The sequence below is a fragment of the Halopseudomonas salegens genome, from assembly GCF_900105655.1.
Lineage (GTDB): Bacteria > Pseudomonadota > Gammaproteobacteria > Pseudomonadales > Pseudomonadaceae > Halopseudomonas > Halopseudomonas salegens.
In genome coordinates this window covers 1,555,724-1,572,975 of record NZ_LT629787.1, presented here as the reverse complement: position 1 = coordinate 1,572,975, position 17,252 = coordinate 1,555,724, and the positions used below count along the sequence as shown (strand labels likewise).

Here is a 17,252-nt window from a genome sequence, read left to right as displayed (position 1 = left end):
CGGCAGTCATCAGGAAGTGGCTTTCAGGCAGACTGCGCAATTGCCGGAGTGGCGTCAAGGCTGGCTTTTTGCCTCGGCACCGCCGGTCAATACCAGAATGGTCTCTACCGCCTTGTCAATCGACGGTATCTTGCCCACCAGTGCCTCGCTGTGCACAAAAGACTCGTTCAGCCGGGTGATCACAAAGGCGGTGGTGTCCAGATCCAGTGGCAGGTCAAGCTGCCCCTGATCGATCTGTTCCTGCAGCAGGGCCTTGCACGCGGCCAGCCGGCGCTGCTGGACAATCTTGCTGGCGGTCATCACGCCCAGGGCATAGTGACTGTCCTGGGCAACAAACTCCTTCAGCGGCCTGGCATCCAGAATGGATTGCATGGTCCGGCGATAGACTTCGGCAATATAGTGCGCGCCGGAGCCCGTTGCGGCGTTTCTGGCCTGTTCGAAGATGGGCTCATACAAGGACCAGAGCACTTCAGCCAGCAACTGATCCTTGCTGCCGACCCAGCGTGACAAGGTGGCACGGCCCACCCCGAGTTCATCACTCATTTCAGCCAGATTGATTCGTTCGCCGCTCAGCCACTTTTTACGGGCCAGCTTGAAGGCGTCAATCGGTTGGGCGCGCAAAGACTCCGGCTTGGCGAGCAATTTTTTCAGCGGGGTCATTGATTTTGGCACGTGGATACACTTCCCTGACAGGCGTTCTAGAGAGACAACACTGGCCATTGGTCCATAATGGCCACTCGACAATTTCGTACCACAGATTAACCGAAAACCCTACTGACTGAACAGCCACCCGCACGGGGTTACAGCAAAAACTGACTGTTCATTCCAGTGCCGGCAGCTCTTCGGGCATCAGCATATAACGCATATCCCCGGTCAGGCTGTGCAAAAAGGCTTTCAGGTCGGCCAGTTCATCCGCCTTCAGCTCAAGGGGCTTGATCAAGGGTGACAATTGCGCGGTGGGAATGTCATCCGGTTTGTCCTTGAGTTCGGCGTTCTGCCACCAGCCAATGTTGTAGAGTGCGAGCAGGGTGTCCAGATCACCGGCCATACCGGTATGCAGATAGGGCGCCGTAGCGCCGATACCGCGCAGCCCAGGCGTGCGGAAGGCCCCCACGTGCTCCGGCTTGCCGGTCTGGCGATAACGGCCCTCGAAGTTGCCCACCAGATGGAAGGAGGTACCCAGGTGGTGAAACTGCTCGTCACTGAGCAGGGCGCCGTGGTGGCAGTTCATGCAGCGCGCCTTGGTGCGAAACAGGTGCAAGCCGCGTACCTGGGCATCCGACAGGGCCTCGGATTCGCCATCCAGAAAGCGATCAAAGGCCGTGCTCTGGCTGGTCAACGAGCGGCTGAAAGTGGCGATCGCCTGAATAATGCGCTGCTCGTCTACCGCGCTATCACCAAAAGCCTCGGTAAACAGCGGGGCATAGCCCGGTATGTGCCGCAAACGCGCGACGACGGTGTCCGGGTCTGCAGCCATTTCGATCGGGTTGGTCCAGCTGGCCCGGGTTTGCTGTTCCAGCGAAGCCGCGCGGCCATCCCAGAACAACCGGGTCTGGTAACCGGTATTGATGATGCTGGGGGCATTGGTTTCACCCACTTGCCGGTTGTGACCAATCGAGAAGCGCCGGCCATCCGCCCAGCCCAGATCCGGATCATGGCAACTGGCGCAGGCCAATTGCTGCGAACCGGACAGGCGCCGGTCAAAGAACAGCTGCTTGCCCAGCGCCCGCTTGGCCGTGGAGTAAGGGTTGTCAGCCGGGTAGGGCGGTTCGGCCGGCAGTCGGGCCAAGGGCGCGGCCTGGACTGACGGGTCCGTCTCGGCCGCTGGCCAGTGGTCTGTGCCGGCACGGTACTGCTCCACTAGCGCCACCTCGGCGCTGGCAGTCCATACCCAGAATCCGCACAGCAAAGCCAACCAGCGCATCAGAATCGATACCCCAGCTCAAGCCAGTACTGCCGGCCGACGCCGAAGAGCTGCACGCCTGCCTCGGAACGCACCACATTGTCATTGTCGGTGACATTGATCACATCCACCCGCACATAGGGCGATGCATCACTGCGCAGCAGCTGGTATTCCATGCTCAGGTCCCAGCGCAGGGTGCTGCCCTGGCGTTCCACTTCATAGCGCTGCAGGCCGGACTCGGCATCGCGACCGCGCGTGCGCAGGGCCTCATAGCGATCAGTAATGGCCAGCGTATTGCGCACTTCAAGCCGGTCCTGCAGCGCTACGCTGATCAGATCCAGGTTGATGCTGACCGGCGTAGCCAGATCACTGCCGGGCAGTTCATAGCGGCTGATCTCGCGGCCCTCGAAAAGCACCTGATCATCCGCCCCGGCAGTGGCCAGATAGCCCCCGGACCCATTGAGGTAGGTGGAGTCGGTTTTCTTGTCCATCCACGAGGCGGTACCCAGCAAAGTCCAGCGGGTATTCAGCCAGTACATCGGATTCGAGTGCCAGTACAGATCAATCTGATCGGTTTTGCTCGAGCCGGCATTCTCGAACCGGTACTGCTCAAGGTCACTATCATACCGGGTACGTACCTGATCCTCGCCATGGCGCTGCACCAGGGTCAAGCCGGCCTGGCCACGCCACAGCGGGCCGCTGAGGCTCAGGCTGATTTCGTCATCGTAGGGCGTATCCAGCTCGCGCAGTAGCCAGTCATGGCTGTTATCCACCCGCTCGAACTCGGCATCCGGCGTCGGGCGTTCAAACACGATCACCCGGTCCTTTTCTTTCTCGCGCAGCCGATAGGCAAGGAAAGATTTACCGTAGTAACGGTTGGCACCGGCTGTCAGCCGATAGCGGCGGGCCTGATCCAGATGCAGGCCAGCCACCAGGCGCGGCGCAATATTGGTGTTTTTCAGCCAGCCATCACGTTCGGCGCGCATACCGGTGCGCCAGAACCAGCGCTGATGCTCACCGGCCAACTCGCCGAAGACGGCACCATTCAGATTATTGAAACGGGTCTCACCCGCCTGATACGTCACCCGGCGTTGCAGAAACTGATCTTCCGGGGCCCAGGAGCCGGGGTTGATCGGTGGCGGCAATGGTTGGCTCTGATCCAGCGTGTATTCATTGAAGTAGAAGTTGTTGCCCCGGTCCTGCCGGTAACCAACCCAGCGCAGTTCACCGCCATAGTTGAGGCTGATGGCATCGGACAGGTCACGTGACAGTTTCAGCGTGGTGCCCAGCGTGCGCTGATTGTTCTGCAACTCACCCAGGCCACCAAAGAGGGCGCCGTCGAACACGCTGGTGTATTTGTACTGATCCAGCACATTCTCCTGGTAATCGCGCTGGTCAGCAGTGAAGCCGGCGTTCACATTCAGGTCCAGCGTTGTCTGGCCAAAGCGGCGGGCAAAGTTCACGCTCAGGTTGACGCCCTTGTGCTGACTCTCAAACTCCGAATCACGGTAATTGATCAGAAAACTGTCTTCACTGAAATCACTCAGACTGAGCGATGCGTTGAGCAGGTAATCTCGCCCCAGCAAATCCATCCGCACCACACCGGTACGCGAGTGGCTACTCAGGCTGCGCTCGTCAGAGGGGCGGAAAATGCGTCCGGTCTCGAAGAAATACTCCAGGTCCGATACGACGATCTGCTTCTGCGAAATGGTCGAACGCTTCTCGCTGAAGCCGGCAAAAATACCCACATCGCCCACCCGTGTGGCACCGTTGATACTGGTCTGGCTCTTGCGGAAATCAGGTTGAAAGTCACCCGGTACCCCGGTGGGCAACTGCGCGGCACCATCGCCGAACTCACCTTCCTGCGAATCGTCGATATGAAAATTTGTCCAGTCATCACTGCTGCGGCGATGGCTGATTTCAAAACGGTTGCTGCCGTCATAGGCCCGCGTTTCCGCACGCACCACGCCACCGGTAAAGCCGCCTTCAGCCGCCGACGCATTGACGTCGATCACCTCGATCTGGCCAAGAAACGCCGGGTCAACAAACACCCCCTGCGAATGCCCGGCAACCCGGGCGTAGTTGCCGTTGCTCTCTTTCATGCCAGGGTCGAGCAGGTTGTCGATAGGGGCGCCATCCAGCACCAGCTTGTTCTGGTAAGTGGCCGCCCCGCGAATGGAGAGCTCCGCCGGGCGCAGGTCGCCTTGCTGCAAACTGGAACTGGCGGTGTTGTCGACCCGTACCGAGGGCAACAGGCTGAGTGATTCGGCCAGATCATTGCGCATACCGCTGCGCAGCTCTTCGCCCGGCAGTATCTTGCTGTCCTGGTAGGGGCGCTGGCCAATCACCAGGGTATGCGGCAGCTCAGTGGCGTTCTCGCGCTCCGCCCCCGAGCGCAGTGGCTGAATGCGCCAGGCCTGCGCCGATTGCTGCACCACCTCCAGCCCGGTATCCACCAGCAACAACTGCAGCGCCTGCTGCACGCTGTAGCTGCCGTACAAGCCGTCGGTGTGCAAATCCGCCGTCAGGCTGGCCGGGTAAGACAGCAGAATACCGGCTTGCTCACCCAGCAGATTCAACGCACTGGTCAGGTCGCCAGGCGGAATGTCCAGGGTTTGTATCGCGCTGACATTGGCCGCCGCTGACGGGTTTGGTTCCGACGGGTTTGCCATTGCTGGCGCGGCGGCCAGGCTGATCAGACTCAACAGCACCAGCTTGCGGGCATTCAGGCGCAGGCCAGTGCGCTGGCAGGTAATGATCGACATGCAATATCCTCAGATTGATCGACTGTTACCTTGCTTATCGAATGAGAATGATAATCAGCTCAATAAATATGAAAAAAGTCTCCGCCTACTCGCCGGGCTGAATCAGCAAGCCACCGGCAGGCCGGGAAACCACCTGAATCGGCAGAATCGCCGTCAGTGCCGAGAGCACATCGGCTTGACTGGCCAAGGGGTAGGTACCCGATACGCGCAACGCAGCCACCGAAGCGGCCCAGTCAATCTGTTGCTCATGGTGCCGGTTGAAAATACCCAGCAGCTCATGCAGCGGCATGTCATGGGCAATCACCAACCCGCGCGCCCAGGACGCTTCACCCCTGAGCGGGGGATCACTGCGCAGCAACCCGTTGCGGGCAAACACCGCACCTTCACCCGCCGCCAGCTCGGCAGCATCAAGGCCGTCATGCACCTGGGTTGCAACCCGCCCCTGATAGACCGCCACCCGTGTGGCATCCGCCTGTTGCCGCACACTGAAGCGCGTACCGATGGGCGTCACGCGGACTTCATTGGTCAGCACTTCCAGCCGCTGGGTGCGGTAACCAGGCAGGCGCTGTTCGGCATCGGCCGGCGCACTGCGCACCAGAATCTCGCCAGCCAGCAAGTGCAGTTGATAGGTGTTGCCTATCAGCCGGTGGCGAAGGGCGGTTTGCCCACCCAGCGTAATCACCGTGCCGTTATCCAGCTCCAGGCGTTGCTGCTCGCCACTGCCGGTAAACACATCCGCCGGCCAGTCCAGCCAGGGCTGCTGGGTGCCGATCAGGCTGCCTACGCCGGCCAGCAACACGACACCCAGAGAGCCCTTGAGAAACTGCCGACGGTTCAGGTTGTCGGTGTGCAGTACCGCCTCGGCCACTTGCCGTTTGCGCCCGCTGGCCAGCGGGCGCAAACGGGCATTGACCGCTTCAATCTGTTGCCAGGCCAATTCATGCGCCGCATCCAGGCTGCGCCAGGTACTGATTTGCCGCTCAACCTGCTCGGGGTCATCCGCTTCTTGCAGGTCCAGCAGCCAGGCCACTGCATCGGCACGTACCGCGTCCGGAATCGCGTCCAGCCGCCGCTGTTTCTGCTCAGACACCGCAGGCCTCCCGAGTGGCAGCCCGCAGGAAATAACAGTGGGTATAGGCCTGGGTCAGGTAGCGTTTCACCGAACTGACCGAAATATCCAGCGTCAGCGCAATGTCCGCCTGCTTCAAACCATCCAGTTGCGCGAGCAGAAAGGCACGCCGGGCCAGCAGCGGCAAGCCCGCCAACAGCTGATCGACTTCCAGCAGGGTTTCCAGCAACAGGTATTGTTGCTCAGGGGAGGGCGCCTCGGCTTCCGGCACCTGTGCCAGGGCCTGCAGGTAGGCTTGTTCAATCGACTGTCGCCGCCAGTGATCGATCAACACCCGCTTGGCGATGGCCATCAACAACGCCTGCGGCTCACGCGCCTCGCGCTGCTGCCCGTTGCGCAGCAAACGCACAAAGGTATCCTGCAGCAAATCCGACGCCCGCTCACCGCACTGGGTTTTACCCGTCAGCCAACGCAGCAGCCAGCCGCGATGCCGGGCATACAGCTCGCCAATATCGTGCCGGGAAGGGGGTTGGGTTGCGGGCATAAGGCATCCACTACTAATGACACAGGTCCGTGGTTGTCAGATAGTAAATAATAATCGTTCTCAGTACAATGCTGCGACAGCATGTCAGTCTGACCAACACCGCCCACTTTGGTATATTGCAGCTTTTTGGAGCAGACAGATGGCAGAGCACCCCACAGGCTGGAAACAACGCATGCAATGGCTGACCCCGCCATTGGTCATCCTCGGCATCGGCCTGGTGCTGTTCTTTATCGCAGCCCGCTTCCGCGCTCTGCCGCAAGTTGAAGCCGTAGGCACCGGCTTTGGCGTAGCCGCCTGGTGCTTTGTCATCGCCGGCCTGATCTGGACCATTGTTCGCCTGGTCAAAGCCTCACCCGGCAACTGACACAAGTTCGCCAGACGGACTGGCAATAGTGGCCTTTTTGTACCATTATCAAATCAACTGCGATTTCGCAGCCCCTTCTTGAGGCACGGACGCCTGGTTAACCCCCCTCCGTTTGCCCTCCTGACAGGGCCTGTGTTTTCGCTGCCTGCGGCGAAAATGGCGCTATACCGTGTGCGGTTTGGTGTGCAGGGATTGGTCCAGGTTTGTGGGGTATGCTTTTGATCAATTTGAATAAACATTGCGGGGGTGATTGTTCGTGCTGCGTATTAGTCGAGCAGCAGTCTAATCACTGTTGAACTAAACCGCTTCGCGGGGCTAAGCGGTCAAGGCCATTTCCGAGTTTCCAAGCCAGACTTTTGTTTCCACCCACGTTGTGAGGAGACAAAAGATGACACCCCTTCGGCAACAGATGATTACGGCCATGCAGATGCGTGGCTTTTCCCCGCGCACCCACCAGTCCTACCTGTATGCGATTCGCGGGCTGGCCAGGTACTACCGACAATCGCCAGACCGACTTGATCAGGACCAGATAAGCGCTTACCTAGAGTACCTGGCTTGTGAGCGGCAACTCTCCGCATCGAGCTGCCGTCAGGCGCTCCATGCAATTCGCTTTTTATTTGTGCAAGTGCTTCAGCGGGATGAGCTGGATGTGCCTTTCCCGGTACCCAAGCAGCCGCAACGTATACCCGAGCTGCTCACCAGAATCGAGGTTGCGCGGATACTTGCCGCCTGTGCCAACCGCAAGCATCACATGATGCTGGAAGTTTGCTACGGCTGCGGCCTGAGGGTGAGCGAGCTGTGTCACCTCAAGGTCAGCAACATTGATGGTCAGCGCCGCCTGTTGCGGGTAACCCAAGGCAAGGGTGCTAAAGACCGTGCAGTTATTCTCACGGATACCTTGTTACAGCATCTGCGCGCTTACTGGCAGCAGTGCCGACCGGCAGACTGGTTGTTTCCGAGCAGCTTGCTGCCCGACAGAGCCATCCACCCAACCAGCATTCAGAAGGTTGTATGGCCAGGCCAAGGTCCGTGCCGGGGTGCGCCGACATGGCGGCATTCACGGGCTAAGACATGCTTACGCCACCCACTTGCTGGAAGCGGGCCTACCGGTTCACCAACTGCAGCACCTGCTGGGCCACAGTGATATCCGTACGACACTGCGTTACGTGCACTGGCTGCCAGGCGTAGCGGAGAGTAGTTCGCCGGACACCGATCTGTTGGCACGGTTGGAGGTGGGCCATGGCTAGCGGGGCTAGCGTTCAGCAAGTGCTGAGCCAGTTCTTGCTACAGCCAGAGCGACTGGATGTTCAACGTCAGCGAGTATGCCGACACTTGATGCAGTGCCGTACAGCCGCGATGGGCGGTCGGCAGTTGCACTGCAACGCCTGCGATCATGAGCAAGTGCAGTACTTCAGTTGCCGAGATCGTCATTGCCCGCAATGTCAGTGGCGCGCGATCCAGGCCTGGGCAGAGCGGCAACGGTCAGCTGTGTTGCCGGTGCCCTATCACCATGTGGTGTTTACCTTGCCGCACCAGCTCAACGGCTGGGTTCAGCTGCATCCGGAACTGATCTACCGACTGTTATTTCAATGCGTGTGGGGCACGCTGGAGCGTTTTGGACGTGACCCTAAACGACTGAATGGCCAACTGGGCATGAATGCCGTGCTGCATACATGGGGGCAAACCCTCAACCAACATGTCCATGTTCATTGTTTGGTACCGGCAGGGGCGCTTGGCCAAGATGGCCACTGGCACGCGGCACGTAGCAATTACTTGTTTCCGGTGCGGGCACTGTCCAGACGCTACCGTGGACTGATGGTCAGCGCTTTGCGCCAGGCCGCCACTCAACAGCAGCTTCACCGTGTGACACATGCAGGAGAAATCGACCAACTTCTGAATGACCTGATGGCTACTGACTGGGTGGTCTACAGCAAGCACTGCCTGCAACACACCAACAGCGTAATCGACTATCTGGCCCGTTATACCCGTCGTATTGCCATCAGCAATGCACGCCTGCAGCAGGTCGACGAACAGACGGTGACCCTCAGTTACAAGGATTACCGGCAGGCAGCGCGGAACAGGCAGATGGTCTTGAGTGGCGAAGAATTCGTTCGGCGTTTCTTATTGCACATCTTGCCGAAAGGCTTGATGCGCGTGAGGCATTACGGCTTTCTTGCCAACCGCTGCCGACGAGCCAGGCTCGGGCAGATCAATGCAGCACTGCAGGTTTGGCGCGCTGCGCAGACAGACGAGGCAACAGGTACCCATACAAACGCAGCGCCGCCGTTATGCAGCCAATGCAAGTGTCCGAACATGCAGTGCATTGGGATCATTGCACCGCATGCAGAGCACGCAGCTGAGCGCTTGCGACGACGTTGCTGACAACGTTGAAGTCGAGTTAGCCAGGGGGGATATGACTGCCTGAATGCGCGAGGCACGGGCAGTGCCGGCCTTGTGCTGGTAAAGTCAAAGAAATCGCGCTAGTTTTGTTACATCAAGGGATCAAAGAGCACGTACATGGACACCTTCATCGCACAATCACAGACAATTCTCGTGACCAATGGCCGCCTGCAGGCTGTCACCAATCTTCGCTCTGAATACAAAACCCAATAGATGCTGCTCGATCGGTGTGGCGGCTTAGTCCAACAGACATTTGAGCGGCATGCTGCGCACGCCGTTCAAATGCTTAGATGTTGGGCTGACCAAAAATGCCTCAGGGGCACCCGACTTTTAAAAATTAAAGAGAGGCGTAATAAACCCATTGAGGAGGAAGGAAATGTTTCATAAAATCAAACTGTTGGCTGATCGAAAGACCGGGAATCATTGTTGTTGGCTTATGGCTATTGCCATAATGGGGCTAATTGTTGCTCTCACAGGGTGCGGTTCTTCGGCACCGTCCAGTGAGTTTACAAACCTTCCACTCTATGTAATGTACAATAATTCAGAATCATCTGGCGATGTTACCGTAGGTGACTTATTTAATTTTGGTTTTAGTAATCCGAATGTAGAAAAATCATGGAAGAAAAACGGGAGTGAATCATGGTCCATTATCCTCAACGATAAATTAACTGGGAATGAGATCACCATCGTTATTAACCAAAAAAGCGGTAAGGCATTTTTAGACAGAATTTTGGTCAACAACCAAGACATGTCTGGGATGCAAGTAATTAATATGTTCTACCAACTTACTGCCACTATTTCTGAAGCTGCCAAGAAAAAATAAGTGATATTTATGCCAAAACCGGAAGAAGTTAATCCCCGCAATTTCAAGGTGGAATCAGTTGTATATAATGATGGAGACTTCTCAATTGCATGGGGTGAATGGGAAGATGGTGAGTTACATCTGGCCATGCGCTGGAATGGTGACGAATCTCCTGGGTATCCCAAAACATTCGGTCATCCAGTTTGGTTTCTTCTGCCCCAAGATTTAACTATCCCATTTTAAGAGGTGTGGTTGGTTGCAATCATGCGAGTTTGGGAATTATTGCTAACGTGCTGAAAAATATAAAAATTAGCCCAACCAGGCGCTGCACATTGACCGCAAGGGGCGAGGGCTTATTGCCTGTTGCTCCTTGTGGTGTTTACGGGGCTTATCGTAAACGCTGAGTCCCCTTGCGGCAAGTGAGCTTGATCGTTATGTTTCAAGGAGAGTAATATGCCAGACCCAATAACTACAGTCGGGCTGGGGGCGATAGCTGCATACTTAGGAAAAGATGGGATCCAAAAACTGTTGGGGCCCACTGCAGACTATCTTGGAGAAGGTTTCAGAGATTTCACTCAAAAAAGAGTAGAGAACGTTGGTCGAATATTTCACAACGCCGAAGCCAAGCTTGGGGACAAGATAAATATTGGTGGAAGTGTTCCCCCGAAGGTGCTTAAGACCATAATTAACGATGGTTCTTACAACGATGACTCTATCGCAGTGGAGTACTTTGGTGGTGTTCTGGCATCATCAAAATCTGAACAAGGCCGGGATGATCGCGGCGCAAGAATGGCGAGGCTCATTGATGAGCTTTCTACCTACCAGCTTAGAACTCACTTTTTAGTATATTCAACTATTAAGAGTATTTTCGGGAACAAAGGCTTCCAATTCAATATGGACGACCGGAGTAAAATGAAAATTTTCTTACCTTATCCCTTTTATGCTCAAGCGATGGGATTTTCTGCAGAGGAAAATGCAAAGGCCGAGACACTGCTTAGACATACATTTTTTGGGCTTTCGAATGACGGACTCATCGAAAGCAACTTCCAGTATGGCCCTAAAGAGCACATGATCAAGCAAGCGCCAAAAGCGGAACATGATGGAGTTGTATGCCATCCATCTGCACTAGGGGCGGAACTGTTTCTTTGGGCTTTCGGGGAGGGCGATAAACCACTGAGCTACATTTTTAACGAGCAGTTTATTCCTGAAATTGAAGGCGTACCTAGGGCGGTAATTAATGCTATCGCTGTCAAAGAAACATAACCAAGCCATTAAGTTCGCGCATTTCGTACACCGGACCTCGTTTCACTCGGCCGCTTATGACGGGCGTTGTGCAGAACAAGAATTGAGGATTTATGAAGAAACTTAGGACGTTGACGCTTGTTCTGGCACTTGCTTGGGGCATAGTGCCTTCGGGGGTAATCGCCGCAACCGATAGCGCGTCGGAAGTTGAATCCGTAGCCGCCACAGATGCATCCTCGATAGACCGAGAGCGTGAAATAGAGCTGCTGAGGGCGCAGCTCGAGGTTCGGCGCGAGCACCAAACGGACTTGCTGCAAACAGTGTACTGGGCATTGGGGGGTGTATTTTTCCTTGTGAGCCTTCTTGTAGGCTTTGGGTGGTTCGGAAACTTCAAGGTATACGAGCGCGACAAGCAGTCCTTAAAGGAAGAGATGGACGCCGCAGCAAAGGCCAATGCCAAGGAGTTGCACGACGATATACAGAAGGCATATGGTGAATTAAAAGAACAAATATACCAATCTGTTGAAAATAAAGTAGAGGCGCGATTCAAGGAAGTAGACGAACGGATAAAGCGAATTGGGGATCGCGTGTTACAGCTGGAGTTAGCGCGGGCAAAAGAAGAAATGCGATCAAATGCCAGCGATAACATGGCACTAACGTCCGCGCTCAATCTTCTAGGGAATTATTACAAGACTGTCGAGAGTGAAGTCCCAGAACTGTTGAAGTTTATCATTGAGAAGTTGGACAAGGGCGGCAAGTTTACCGCGAATGAGCATACCAGAATGAGCGAAATCCTGGATGATCTGCCACCTCGCTATTTCACGCTGACTGAACGAGTGCGAAAGAAAATGAACGATTCGGAAATCTTCTAGGTGGTGGGTGATGATCAGTAATATTTTAGTATGCAATCTGCACAACAAGTCGCTGCAGCCGACGCAGCAGAGCTGCGCAGCTGAGCGTCGCCGTTAGCGAGACAAGCAAGGAGACATTGTGGATTCTGAAGCGTTTTTCTGGCGAATCCAGGCAGGAGATTTACCAGAACCGCCGGCCGCAAAAAACCTGGGATAGTGCTCGCTAACAAGTGATTGTTCCCTTACTGTGGTCATCCTGCCGTTGATATTAGACTGGCGCAATCGTGCTCTGAAGGGAGAGGTGAATTGACCTGAATGGGCCGAGCCGTTTTTGGTTACACTGGGCAGACGATGTGGCCCCAATAAAAAATGCGCAAGGACTGTGGAAACGCCTTGACTCGCCCGCGCAGCGATTCATTCGGGCGCTTCCCTTACAATCATTGAACGGAGTACCTCAAGCATGTGCCATTCCTTCTGCGTCAGACGTATCTTTGCAGCCTTGTGGCTGTCGTGTGCGTTCATCGCACCCACGGCCATTGCCGCCGATGTCACGTCCACTCCGCCGAGCGGCGGCGGTTTCACTGTCACCGACAGCACCGGCACGATTGACCGGTTCCGGGTAGATGAGGGCGGTGACGTTACAATCCCGGGGCTACCCGGGGCTGCTGATGCAGATACTGCCACCTGCTTCGACAGCACCACCGGCCAGCTTGGGCCCTGTGCGGCGGCTGCGGGTGGCGGCGACCTTGATTTCGCCAATTTTTATGCGTTGATGCCGCCTGACAACGCCGCGACGGTTGCGTCTGGTGGGGACGTTGACTTTCCCCAGGATGGACCCAATTCGGGTGGTGGCATTACTCGTCTCGGCGTCGACTCATTCAACCTGGCCGCTATCGGCACCTATCAGGTCATGTTTCAGGTCAGCGTGAGTGAACCCGCCCAGCTCGTGCTTACGCTGGATGGGGTGGATCTTGCCTATACCGTAGTCGGCCGTGCGACGGGAACAAGCCAGCTCACCGGCATGGCGCTGGTTAATACATCCTCGGCTAATTCCGTACTGACTGTGCGCAATCCCCCCGGAAGCCCCACCGCGCTGACCGTGACGCCCTTGGCAGGCGGAACCAGTCCAGTATCGGCTCACCTGGTGATTACGCAGCTGCGCTGAGCCAGGCTCTCCAGCTTGCAAATTTGATAACCGCCCCGGCACGTCAATGGGGGGCGGTTCTGCCTGTTGCCTCGGTGAATGTGAGGATTGACTCAAGTCGTCTATAATCGAATCAGAACAGAATCCGCTAATGTCGCTACATTCTGTGTCTCTTTACGATGGTGGGATCACTCTTGAGCGCGCCCTTTGCTGACAATGACTTGCTTGAAGCCTCGATCGAGGCCATCTCGGATGCGGTGCTGATTACAGACGCCCAGCTGGATCACCCCGGTCCCTTTATCGTCTACGCCAATCATGCTTTTTGCCAACTGACCGGTTATACCCCGTCTGAACTCGAGGGCTGTACACCCCGGATACTTCAGGGTCCGGAGACTGATCGTGAGCTGCTGCGGACGATGAAAAGTCAACTTCGGTCCGCTCAGACGTTCAATGGAGAGACGGTCAATTACCGCAAGGATGGCACTGCCTTTCGCATGCAGTGGTCGATTCGACCCTATCCCTCCGACGCCGAGCCCGAGTATTACATTGCGGTACAGCGTGACGTCAGCTCGCTGCGCGATCTTGAACAGCATCGCCGGCAGTTGCAGCGGCTGGTTGATATCCAGACCCAGGTAGGCAACGCGGGTCTCGATTTGCAAAGCCTGCGCGAACAGATAGCGGAGATCGGGCTGGTGGTGACCGGTGCCGACGGTGCTGCCGTGGAAGAAGCGATAGACGGTGAGATGGTGTATACCGCTGCGGCAGGTGGTGCTGAAAGCTCGGTAGGTATGCGCTTGCCGATAGCCGGCAGCCTCTCGGGGGCCTGCTATCGCGCCCGTGAACCCATTCATTGCCGTGACACCCATATCGAACCCCGCGTCGCCCGTGAGGCGGCCGACCGCGTGGGGTTTCGTTCCGGCCTCTTGGTGCCGCTCATCTATGCGGATGAGTGTTTTGGTGTGTTCAAGGTCTATGCCGGGCGCATCGACGCTTTCAGCGCGAGCGACATGGAGGTGCTCAGTATGGCAAGCCAGGTGCTGGCGTCTTCACTGGCCAATGCCCGGCGCTTCAAGGGCGAGCGGGACCGGCGCCGTCTGCTGGTAGACTCACTGCCCATTCTGATTGCCTTTATCGACCCGCAGCTGCGCTATCGCGAAATCAACGCTACCTACACCCGCTGGTACGATCTTCCGGCTGACCAGATTATCGGCAGGCCGGTGGCCGACATCATGGGCGAGGCGGCGTTTGCCAACATCGAGCCCTACATGCTGGCGGCTCTGTCAGGCCAGCACGTCGCATTCGAGAGTCTGTTTCCGCACCCGAGCGGTCGCATTATCCCGGTAGCGGTGGACTACACTCCACTGCGCGGGAACCAGGGCGAGGTCCAGGGCTTCTATGCCATGGTGCGCGATGTCAGTGACCGCAAACGGGCCGAGCGCGACCCGCTGACCGATACGCTCAATCGGCGTGGCTTCGATGACCAGCTGGAGCTGGCCTTTGCCACGGCCCGACGCTATGAGCGCCCGTTGGCGCTGATCTTTCTGGATCTCGACCACTTCAAAAGCATCAATGACCGCTATGGCCATACGGTAGGTGACGACGTTTTGTGCGCGGTGGCCCGCGACCTGTGCGCTGCGGTGCGCGACAGCGATATTGTCAGCCGCTGGGGCGGTGAAGAGTTTGTGATTCTGGCCCCGGAAACCCCGCTGATCGAGGCCGAGCAACTGGCCAACCGCCTGTGCCGGATGCTCGCCGAACAGCACTATTCCTTCGTCGGCCAGGTGACCGCGAGTTTCGGGGTCGCAGAGCTGACGCCCAAGGAAAGCAAGAGCGACTTTATACGCCGCGCGGACCAGGCTCTCTATGCCGCCAAGACCGCCGGAAGAAACCGCGTCGAGCGGGCCAGAGGCCCTGAATAGGCGGTCCTGAAATATTGGGATACCTGGCCTGCAAGGCGTGTCATGATGGGGCTCCTAACCCGAATATGCTGATCCGTTGCGTGCCTGCACTGGGGCTGACTTGACTGGCATGTGCCCAATGGAGCTCACACCATGAATCGATCACAGTTTGCCAGCCTGATTGCTTGCACCAGCTTGATGTTCACACCCCTTGCAGCCATTGCCCAGGTCGCACCGCCGCTCGGCACGGCTGACAGTTTCGCCGTACTCGGCAACTCGGGAGTGACTGGATCCACCTTGCTGGGGACTCAGGTTTCCGGTGACGTCGGCTCTTCGCCAACAGCCTCGATCAGCAACTTCCCGCCCTCGACGGTTGCGCCACCGTTCACGCTGCATCTGACCAACAATGCACAGGTACAGCAAGCACGTACCGATGCCATTGCCGCCGCTGGTTTCATTGCCGCGCAGGGGCCTGGCACAGTGCTCCCGGCCCAGCTTGACAGCCAGGTACTAACGTCCGGCATTTACTCCTTTTCTGGCGGTGCCGCCGATCTGGCAGCCGGTGGCAGTTTGACCCTCAACGGGCCGGGGGTTTTCATCTTTCAGGTCGACAGCGCGTTGACCACGAATATTCTCTCGAATACCGTCGGCACCGCCGACCCCTGCAGCGTGTTCTGGCGGGTCGGCAGCACCGCGACATTGAACAGTATCAGCTTCCTCGGTAACGTCATTGCCGATGGCGGCGTGACCGTGGGTGATGGTTCGAACATCACCGGTCGGGCGATCGCTGGCACCGGGCCAACCGGGGCAGTGACCATGGCCGGCGATGGCGGCAACACTATTGGTGGCTGCTCGACGGCCAGTGAAACGCCGGCCAGCATTTCACCCATCCCAACGGTCGGGACGGCCGCCATAGTGGCTCTCGTTTCACTGCTGCTGGGTGGCGGACTGTTTGGCCTGCGCCGACGCAAGGTTCAGGGCTAGTCGGCTTTTACCTGGCGGGCAGGGCGCTCAGAACAGAACAGGCAAGGATTCCGTGGTTACAGAAGACATCGCAAGCGCTATTTTGCGGCTTGAAAGCCCTTTCGTGACACGAGTGGCCGTTGATGGCGTCGATGGCGCAGGGAAGACGATGTTCGCGGATGCACTGGGCCGGGTATTGCGCTCGTCCGGGGCCAGCGTCATCCGCGCGTCGGTGGATGGCTTTCATCATCCGCGTGCGGTCCGCTATCGGCGCGGCCGTTATTCAGCGGAAGGCTTTTACCGTGATTCCTTCGATTATGCCCGGCTGAAGCAAGCGTTGCTTGATCCTCTGTCGCCCGGCGGCACCGGCAAGTTCGTACCGGCCGTGTTCGATCACCCGAGCGATTCACCCGTTTCCCTGAGGGAAGGGCAGGGGCGCGTTGGCGACATTCTGCTCTTCGATGGGATTTTTGCTCACCGCCCCGAACTTCGCGGCTATTGGGATCTGTCAGTCTTTCTTGAGGTGCCATTCGAAACCTCGATAAAACGCCTCGGGCAACGCGATGGCGGGCCGACGGATGCACAGGCACCCCTGAACCGCCGCTATATCGAAGGCCAGGAGTTGTACCTGCGGGAATGCACGCCAACCGATCAAGCCACAGTTATCGTCGATAACACCACACCGGACAGCCCACGCATCATTCGCTGGCGACGGGATTCTACCGATGATTTAATGGCTGGATTGCCCGATAAATAACAACAAGGATAGAAACATGACGCTGCATCTGATTTTCGGACCGCAAGGGGCGGGCAAGTCGACGCACGCGCATGCGCTGGCCAAGTCGCTGGGCGGGTTGCGTTTCTCGATTGATGAGTGGATGTACGAGCTATACGGCCCGGACCTGCCAAACCCAATACGGCTGGACTGGATAATGGAACGCGTAGGCCGGGTTGAACGACAGATCTGGGCAATTGCATCCCAGGCTGCTCACAATGGCGGTGTGGCGATACTTGATCTCGGCTTTACCAAAGTTGCCAGTCGCGATGCAGTGCGTGCCCGTGCCGAAGCCGAAGGTTTTGCGGTCGAAATGCATTACGTTACCGCTCCCCATGCGCTGCGCCGTCAACGCGTCTTGGCGCGCAACGAAGAGAAGGGAGCAACCTTTTCCTTTGAGGTAACCCCGACCATGTTTGACGTCATGGAGCGTGAATTCGAGCCGGCAACGCAGGAAGAGCGTGAAATCAGCCGGCTCTTGGAGTCTTCCTGAGCCTTGCCTGTACAGACAAAGATATTTGCCGGAGGTAAC

Annotated in this window: 16 protein-coding genes and 1 pseudogene; 12 read left to right on the top strand and 5 right to left on the bottom strand. The window is 57.2% G+C overall.

Annotated elements, in window-relative coordinates; genetic code table 11:
- Positions 1-54: 54 nt before the first annotated feature.
- From BLU07_RS06995 to BLU07_RS06975, 5 genes are all read right to left on the bottom strand, one after another.
- Positions 55-672: a QsdR family transcriptional regulator gene (locus BLU07_RS06995; protein ID WP_157719112.1), complete on the bottom strand. Its 618-nt coding sequence runs from the start codon at positions 670-672 to the stop codon at positions 55-57.
- 148 nt (positions 673-820) lie between these two features.
- Positions 821-1,924 (bottom strand): cytochrome-c peroxidase, encoded by a 1,104-nt coding sequence (locus tag BLU07_RS06990; protein WP_092385479.1) that lies wholly within the window; start codon positions 1,922-1,924, stop codon positions 821-823.
- The gene (locus tag BLU07_RS06985; RefSeq protein ID WP_092385477.1) at positions 1,924-4,668 is read right to left on the bottom strand and encodes a TonB-dependent receptor; all 2,745 of its coding nucleotides are present in this window, start codon (positions 4,666-4,668) and stop codon (positions 1,924-1,926) included. The genes BLU07_RS06990 and BLU07_RS06985 overlap by 1 nt, the downstream gene beginning before the upstream one ends.
- Positions 4,669-4,753: 85 nt before the next feature.
- Positions 4,754-5,758, bottom strand: a complete 1,005-nt coding sequence (locus BLU07_RS06980) for a FecR family protein (protein WP_157719111.1) — start codon at positions 5,756-5,758, stop codon at positions 4,754-4,756.
- The gene (locus tag BLU07_RS06975; protein WP_092385473.1) at positions 5,751-6,281 is read right to left on the bottom strand and encodes a sigma-70 family RNA polymerase sigma factor; all 531 of its coding nucleotides are present in this window, start codon (positions 6,279-6,281) and stop codon (positions 5,751-5,753) included. The genes BLU07_RS06980 and BLU07_RS06975 overlap by 8 nt, the downstream gene beginning before the upstream one ends.
- Before the next feature lie 172 nt (positions 6,282-6,453).
- On the opposite strand from BLU07_RS06975, the gene BLU07_RS06970 reads away from it, so the two are divergent.
- The 12 genes and pseudogenes from BLU07_RS06970 (at position 6,454) to BLU07_RS06920 (ending at position 17,213) form a co-directional block, all read left to right on the top strand.
- Entirely contained in the window at positions 6,454-6,645 is a 192-nt protein-coding gene (locus BLU07_RS06970) for a hypothetical protein (RefSeq protein ID WP_092385471.1), read from the top strand.
- Positions 6,646-7,033: 388 nt separating this feature from the next.
- A pseudogene (locus BLU07_RS06965) lies at positions 7,034-7,892 on the top strand (tyrosine-type recombinase/integrase).
- Complete coding sequence (locus tag BLU07_RS06960; RefSeq protein ID WP_092385469.1) at positions 7,885-9,027, top strand: IS91 family transposase; 1,143 nt, start codon at positions 7,885-7,887, stop codon at positions 9,025-9,027. Before BLU07_RS06965 ends, BLU07_RS06960 begins: the two are co-directional and overlap by 8 nt.
- Positions 9,028-9,421: 394 nt before the next feature.
- A complete protein-coding gene (locus tag BLU07_RS06955) occupies positions 9,422-9,868 on the top strand; it encodes a hypothetical protein (RefSeq protein ID WP_092385467.1) in 447 nt (148 codons plus the stop codon).
- 9 nt (positions 9,869-9,877) lie between these two features.
- A complete protein-coding gene (locus BLU07_RS17545) occupies positions 9,878-10,090 on the top strand; it encodes a hypothetical protein (RefSeq protein ID WP_157719110.1) in 213 nt (70 codons plus the stop codon).
- Positions 10,091-10,300: 210 nt separating this feature from the next.
- The gene (locus tag BLU07_RS06950) at positions 10,301-11,110 is read left to right on the top strand and encodes a hypothetical protein (protein WP_092385465.1); all 810 of its coding nucleotides are present in this window, start codon (positions 10,301-10,303) and stop codon (positions 11,108-11,110) included.
- A 92-nt stretch (positions 11,111-11,202) separates the two neighbouring features.
- Positions 11,203-11,961 carry a hypothetical protein gene (locus tag BLU07_RS06945; RefSeq protein WP_092385463.1) on the top strand — a complete coding sequence of 253 codons (759 nt, stop codon included), beginning with the start codon at positions 11,203-11,205 and terminating at the stop codon, positions 11,959-11,961.
- 439 nt (positions 11,962-12,400) lie between these two features.
- On the top strand, positions 12,401-13,105 hold the full coding sequence (locus tag BLU07_RS17735; RefSeq protein WP_197675079.1) for a hypothetical protein: 705 nt from the start codon (positions 12,401-12,403) through the stop codon (positions 13,103-13,105).
- Positions 13,106-13,278: 173 nt separating this feature from the next.
- Complete coding sequence (locus BLU07_RS06935; protein ID WP_172830098.1) at positions 13,279-15,003, top strand: sensor domain-containing diguanylate cyclase; 1,725 nt, start codon at positions 13,279-13,281, stop codon at positions 15,001-15,003.
- A gap of 132 nt (positions 15,004-15,135) precedes the next feature.
- A complete protein-coding gene (locus tag BLU07_RS06930) occupies positions 15,136-15,966 on the top strand; it encodes an ice-binding family protein (RefSeq protein WP_092385459.1) in 831 nt (276 codons plus the stop codon).
- A 103-nt stretch (positions 15,967-16,069) separates the two neighbouring features.
- Positions 16,070-16,702 (top strand): nucleoside/nucleotide kinase family protein, encoded by a 633-nt coding sequence (locus BLU07_RS06925; RefSeq protein WP_197675078.1) that lies wholly within the window; start codon positions 16,070-16,072, stop codon positions 16,700-16,702.
- 16 nt (positions 16,703-16,718) lie between these two features.
- Positions 16,719-17,213, top strand: a complete 495-nt coding sequence (locus BLU07_RS06920) for an AAA family ATPase (protein ID WP_092385455.1) — start codon at positions 16,719-16,721, stop codon at positions 17,211-17,213.
- Positions 17,214-17,252 lie beyond the last annotated feature (39 nt).

Coding starts and splice junctions, on each gene's coding strand:
- BLU07_RS06990 (WP_092385479.1), bottom strand. CDS start 1,924: ATGCGCTGGTTGGCTTTGCTGTGCGGATTCTGGGTATGGACTGCCAGC.
- BLU07_RS06985 (WP_092385477.1), bottom strand. CDS start 4,668: ATGTCGATCATTACCTGCCAGCGCACTGGCCTGCGCCTGAATGCCCGC.
- BLU07_RS06975 (WP_092385473.1), bottom strand. CDS start 6,281: ATGCCCGCAACCCAACCCCCTTCCCGGCACGATATTGGCGAGCTGTAT.
- BLU07_RS06970 (WP_092385471.1), top strand. CDS start 6,454: ATGCAATGGCTGACCCCGCCATTGGTCATCCTCGGCATCGGCCTGGTG.
- BLU07_RS06960 (WP_092385469.1), top strand. CDS start 7,885: ATGGCTAGCGGGGCTAGCGTTCAGCAAGTGCTGAGCCAGTTCTTGCTA.
- BLU07_RS06955 (WP_092385467.1), top strand. CDS start 9,422: ATGTTTCATAAAATCAAACTGTTGGCTGATCGAAAGACCGGGAATCAT.
- BLU07_RS17545 (WP_157719110.1), top strand. CDS start 9,878: ATGCCAAAACCGGAAGAAGTTAATCCCCGCAATTTCAAGGTGGAATCA.
- BLU07_RS06950 (WP_092385465.1), top strand. CDS start 10,301: ATGCCAGACCCAATAACTACAGTCGGGCTGGGGGCGATAGCTGCATAC.
- BLU07_RS06945 (WP_092385463.1), top strand. CDS start 11,203: ATGAAGAAACTTAGGACGTTGACGCTTGTTCTGGCACTTGCTTGGGGC.
- BLU07_RS17735 (WP_197675079.1), top strand. CDS start 12,401: ATGTGCCATTCCTTCTGCGTCAGACGTATCTTTGCAGCCTTGTGGCTG.
- BLU07_RS06930 (WP_092385459.1), top strand. CDS start 15,136: ATGAATCGATCACAGTTTGCCAGCCTGATTGCTTGCACCAGCTTGATG.
- BLU07_RS06920 (WP_092385455.1), top strand. CDS start 16,719: ATGACGCTGCATCTGATTTTCGGACCGCAAGGGGCGGGCAAGTCGACG.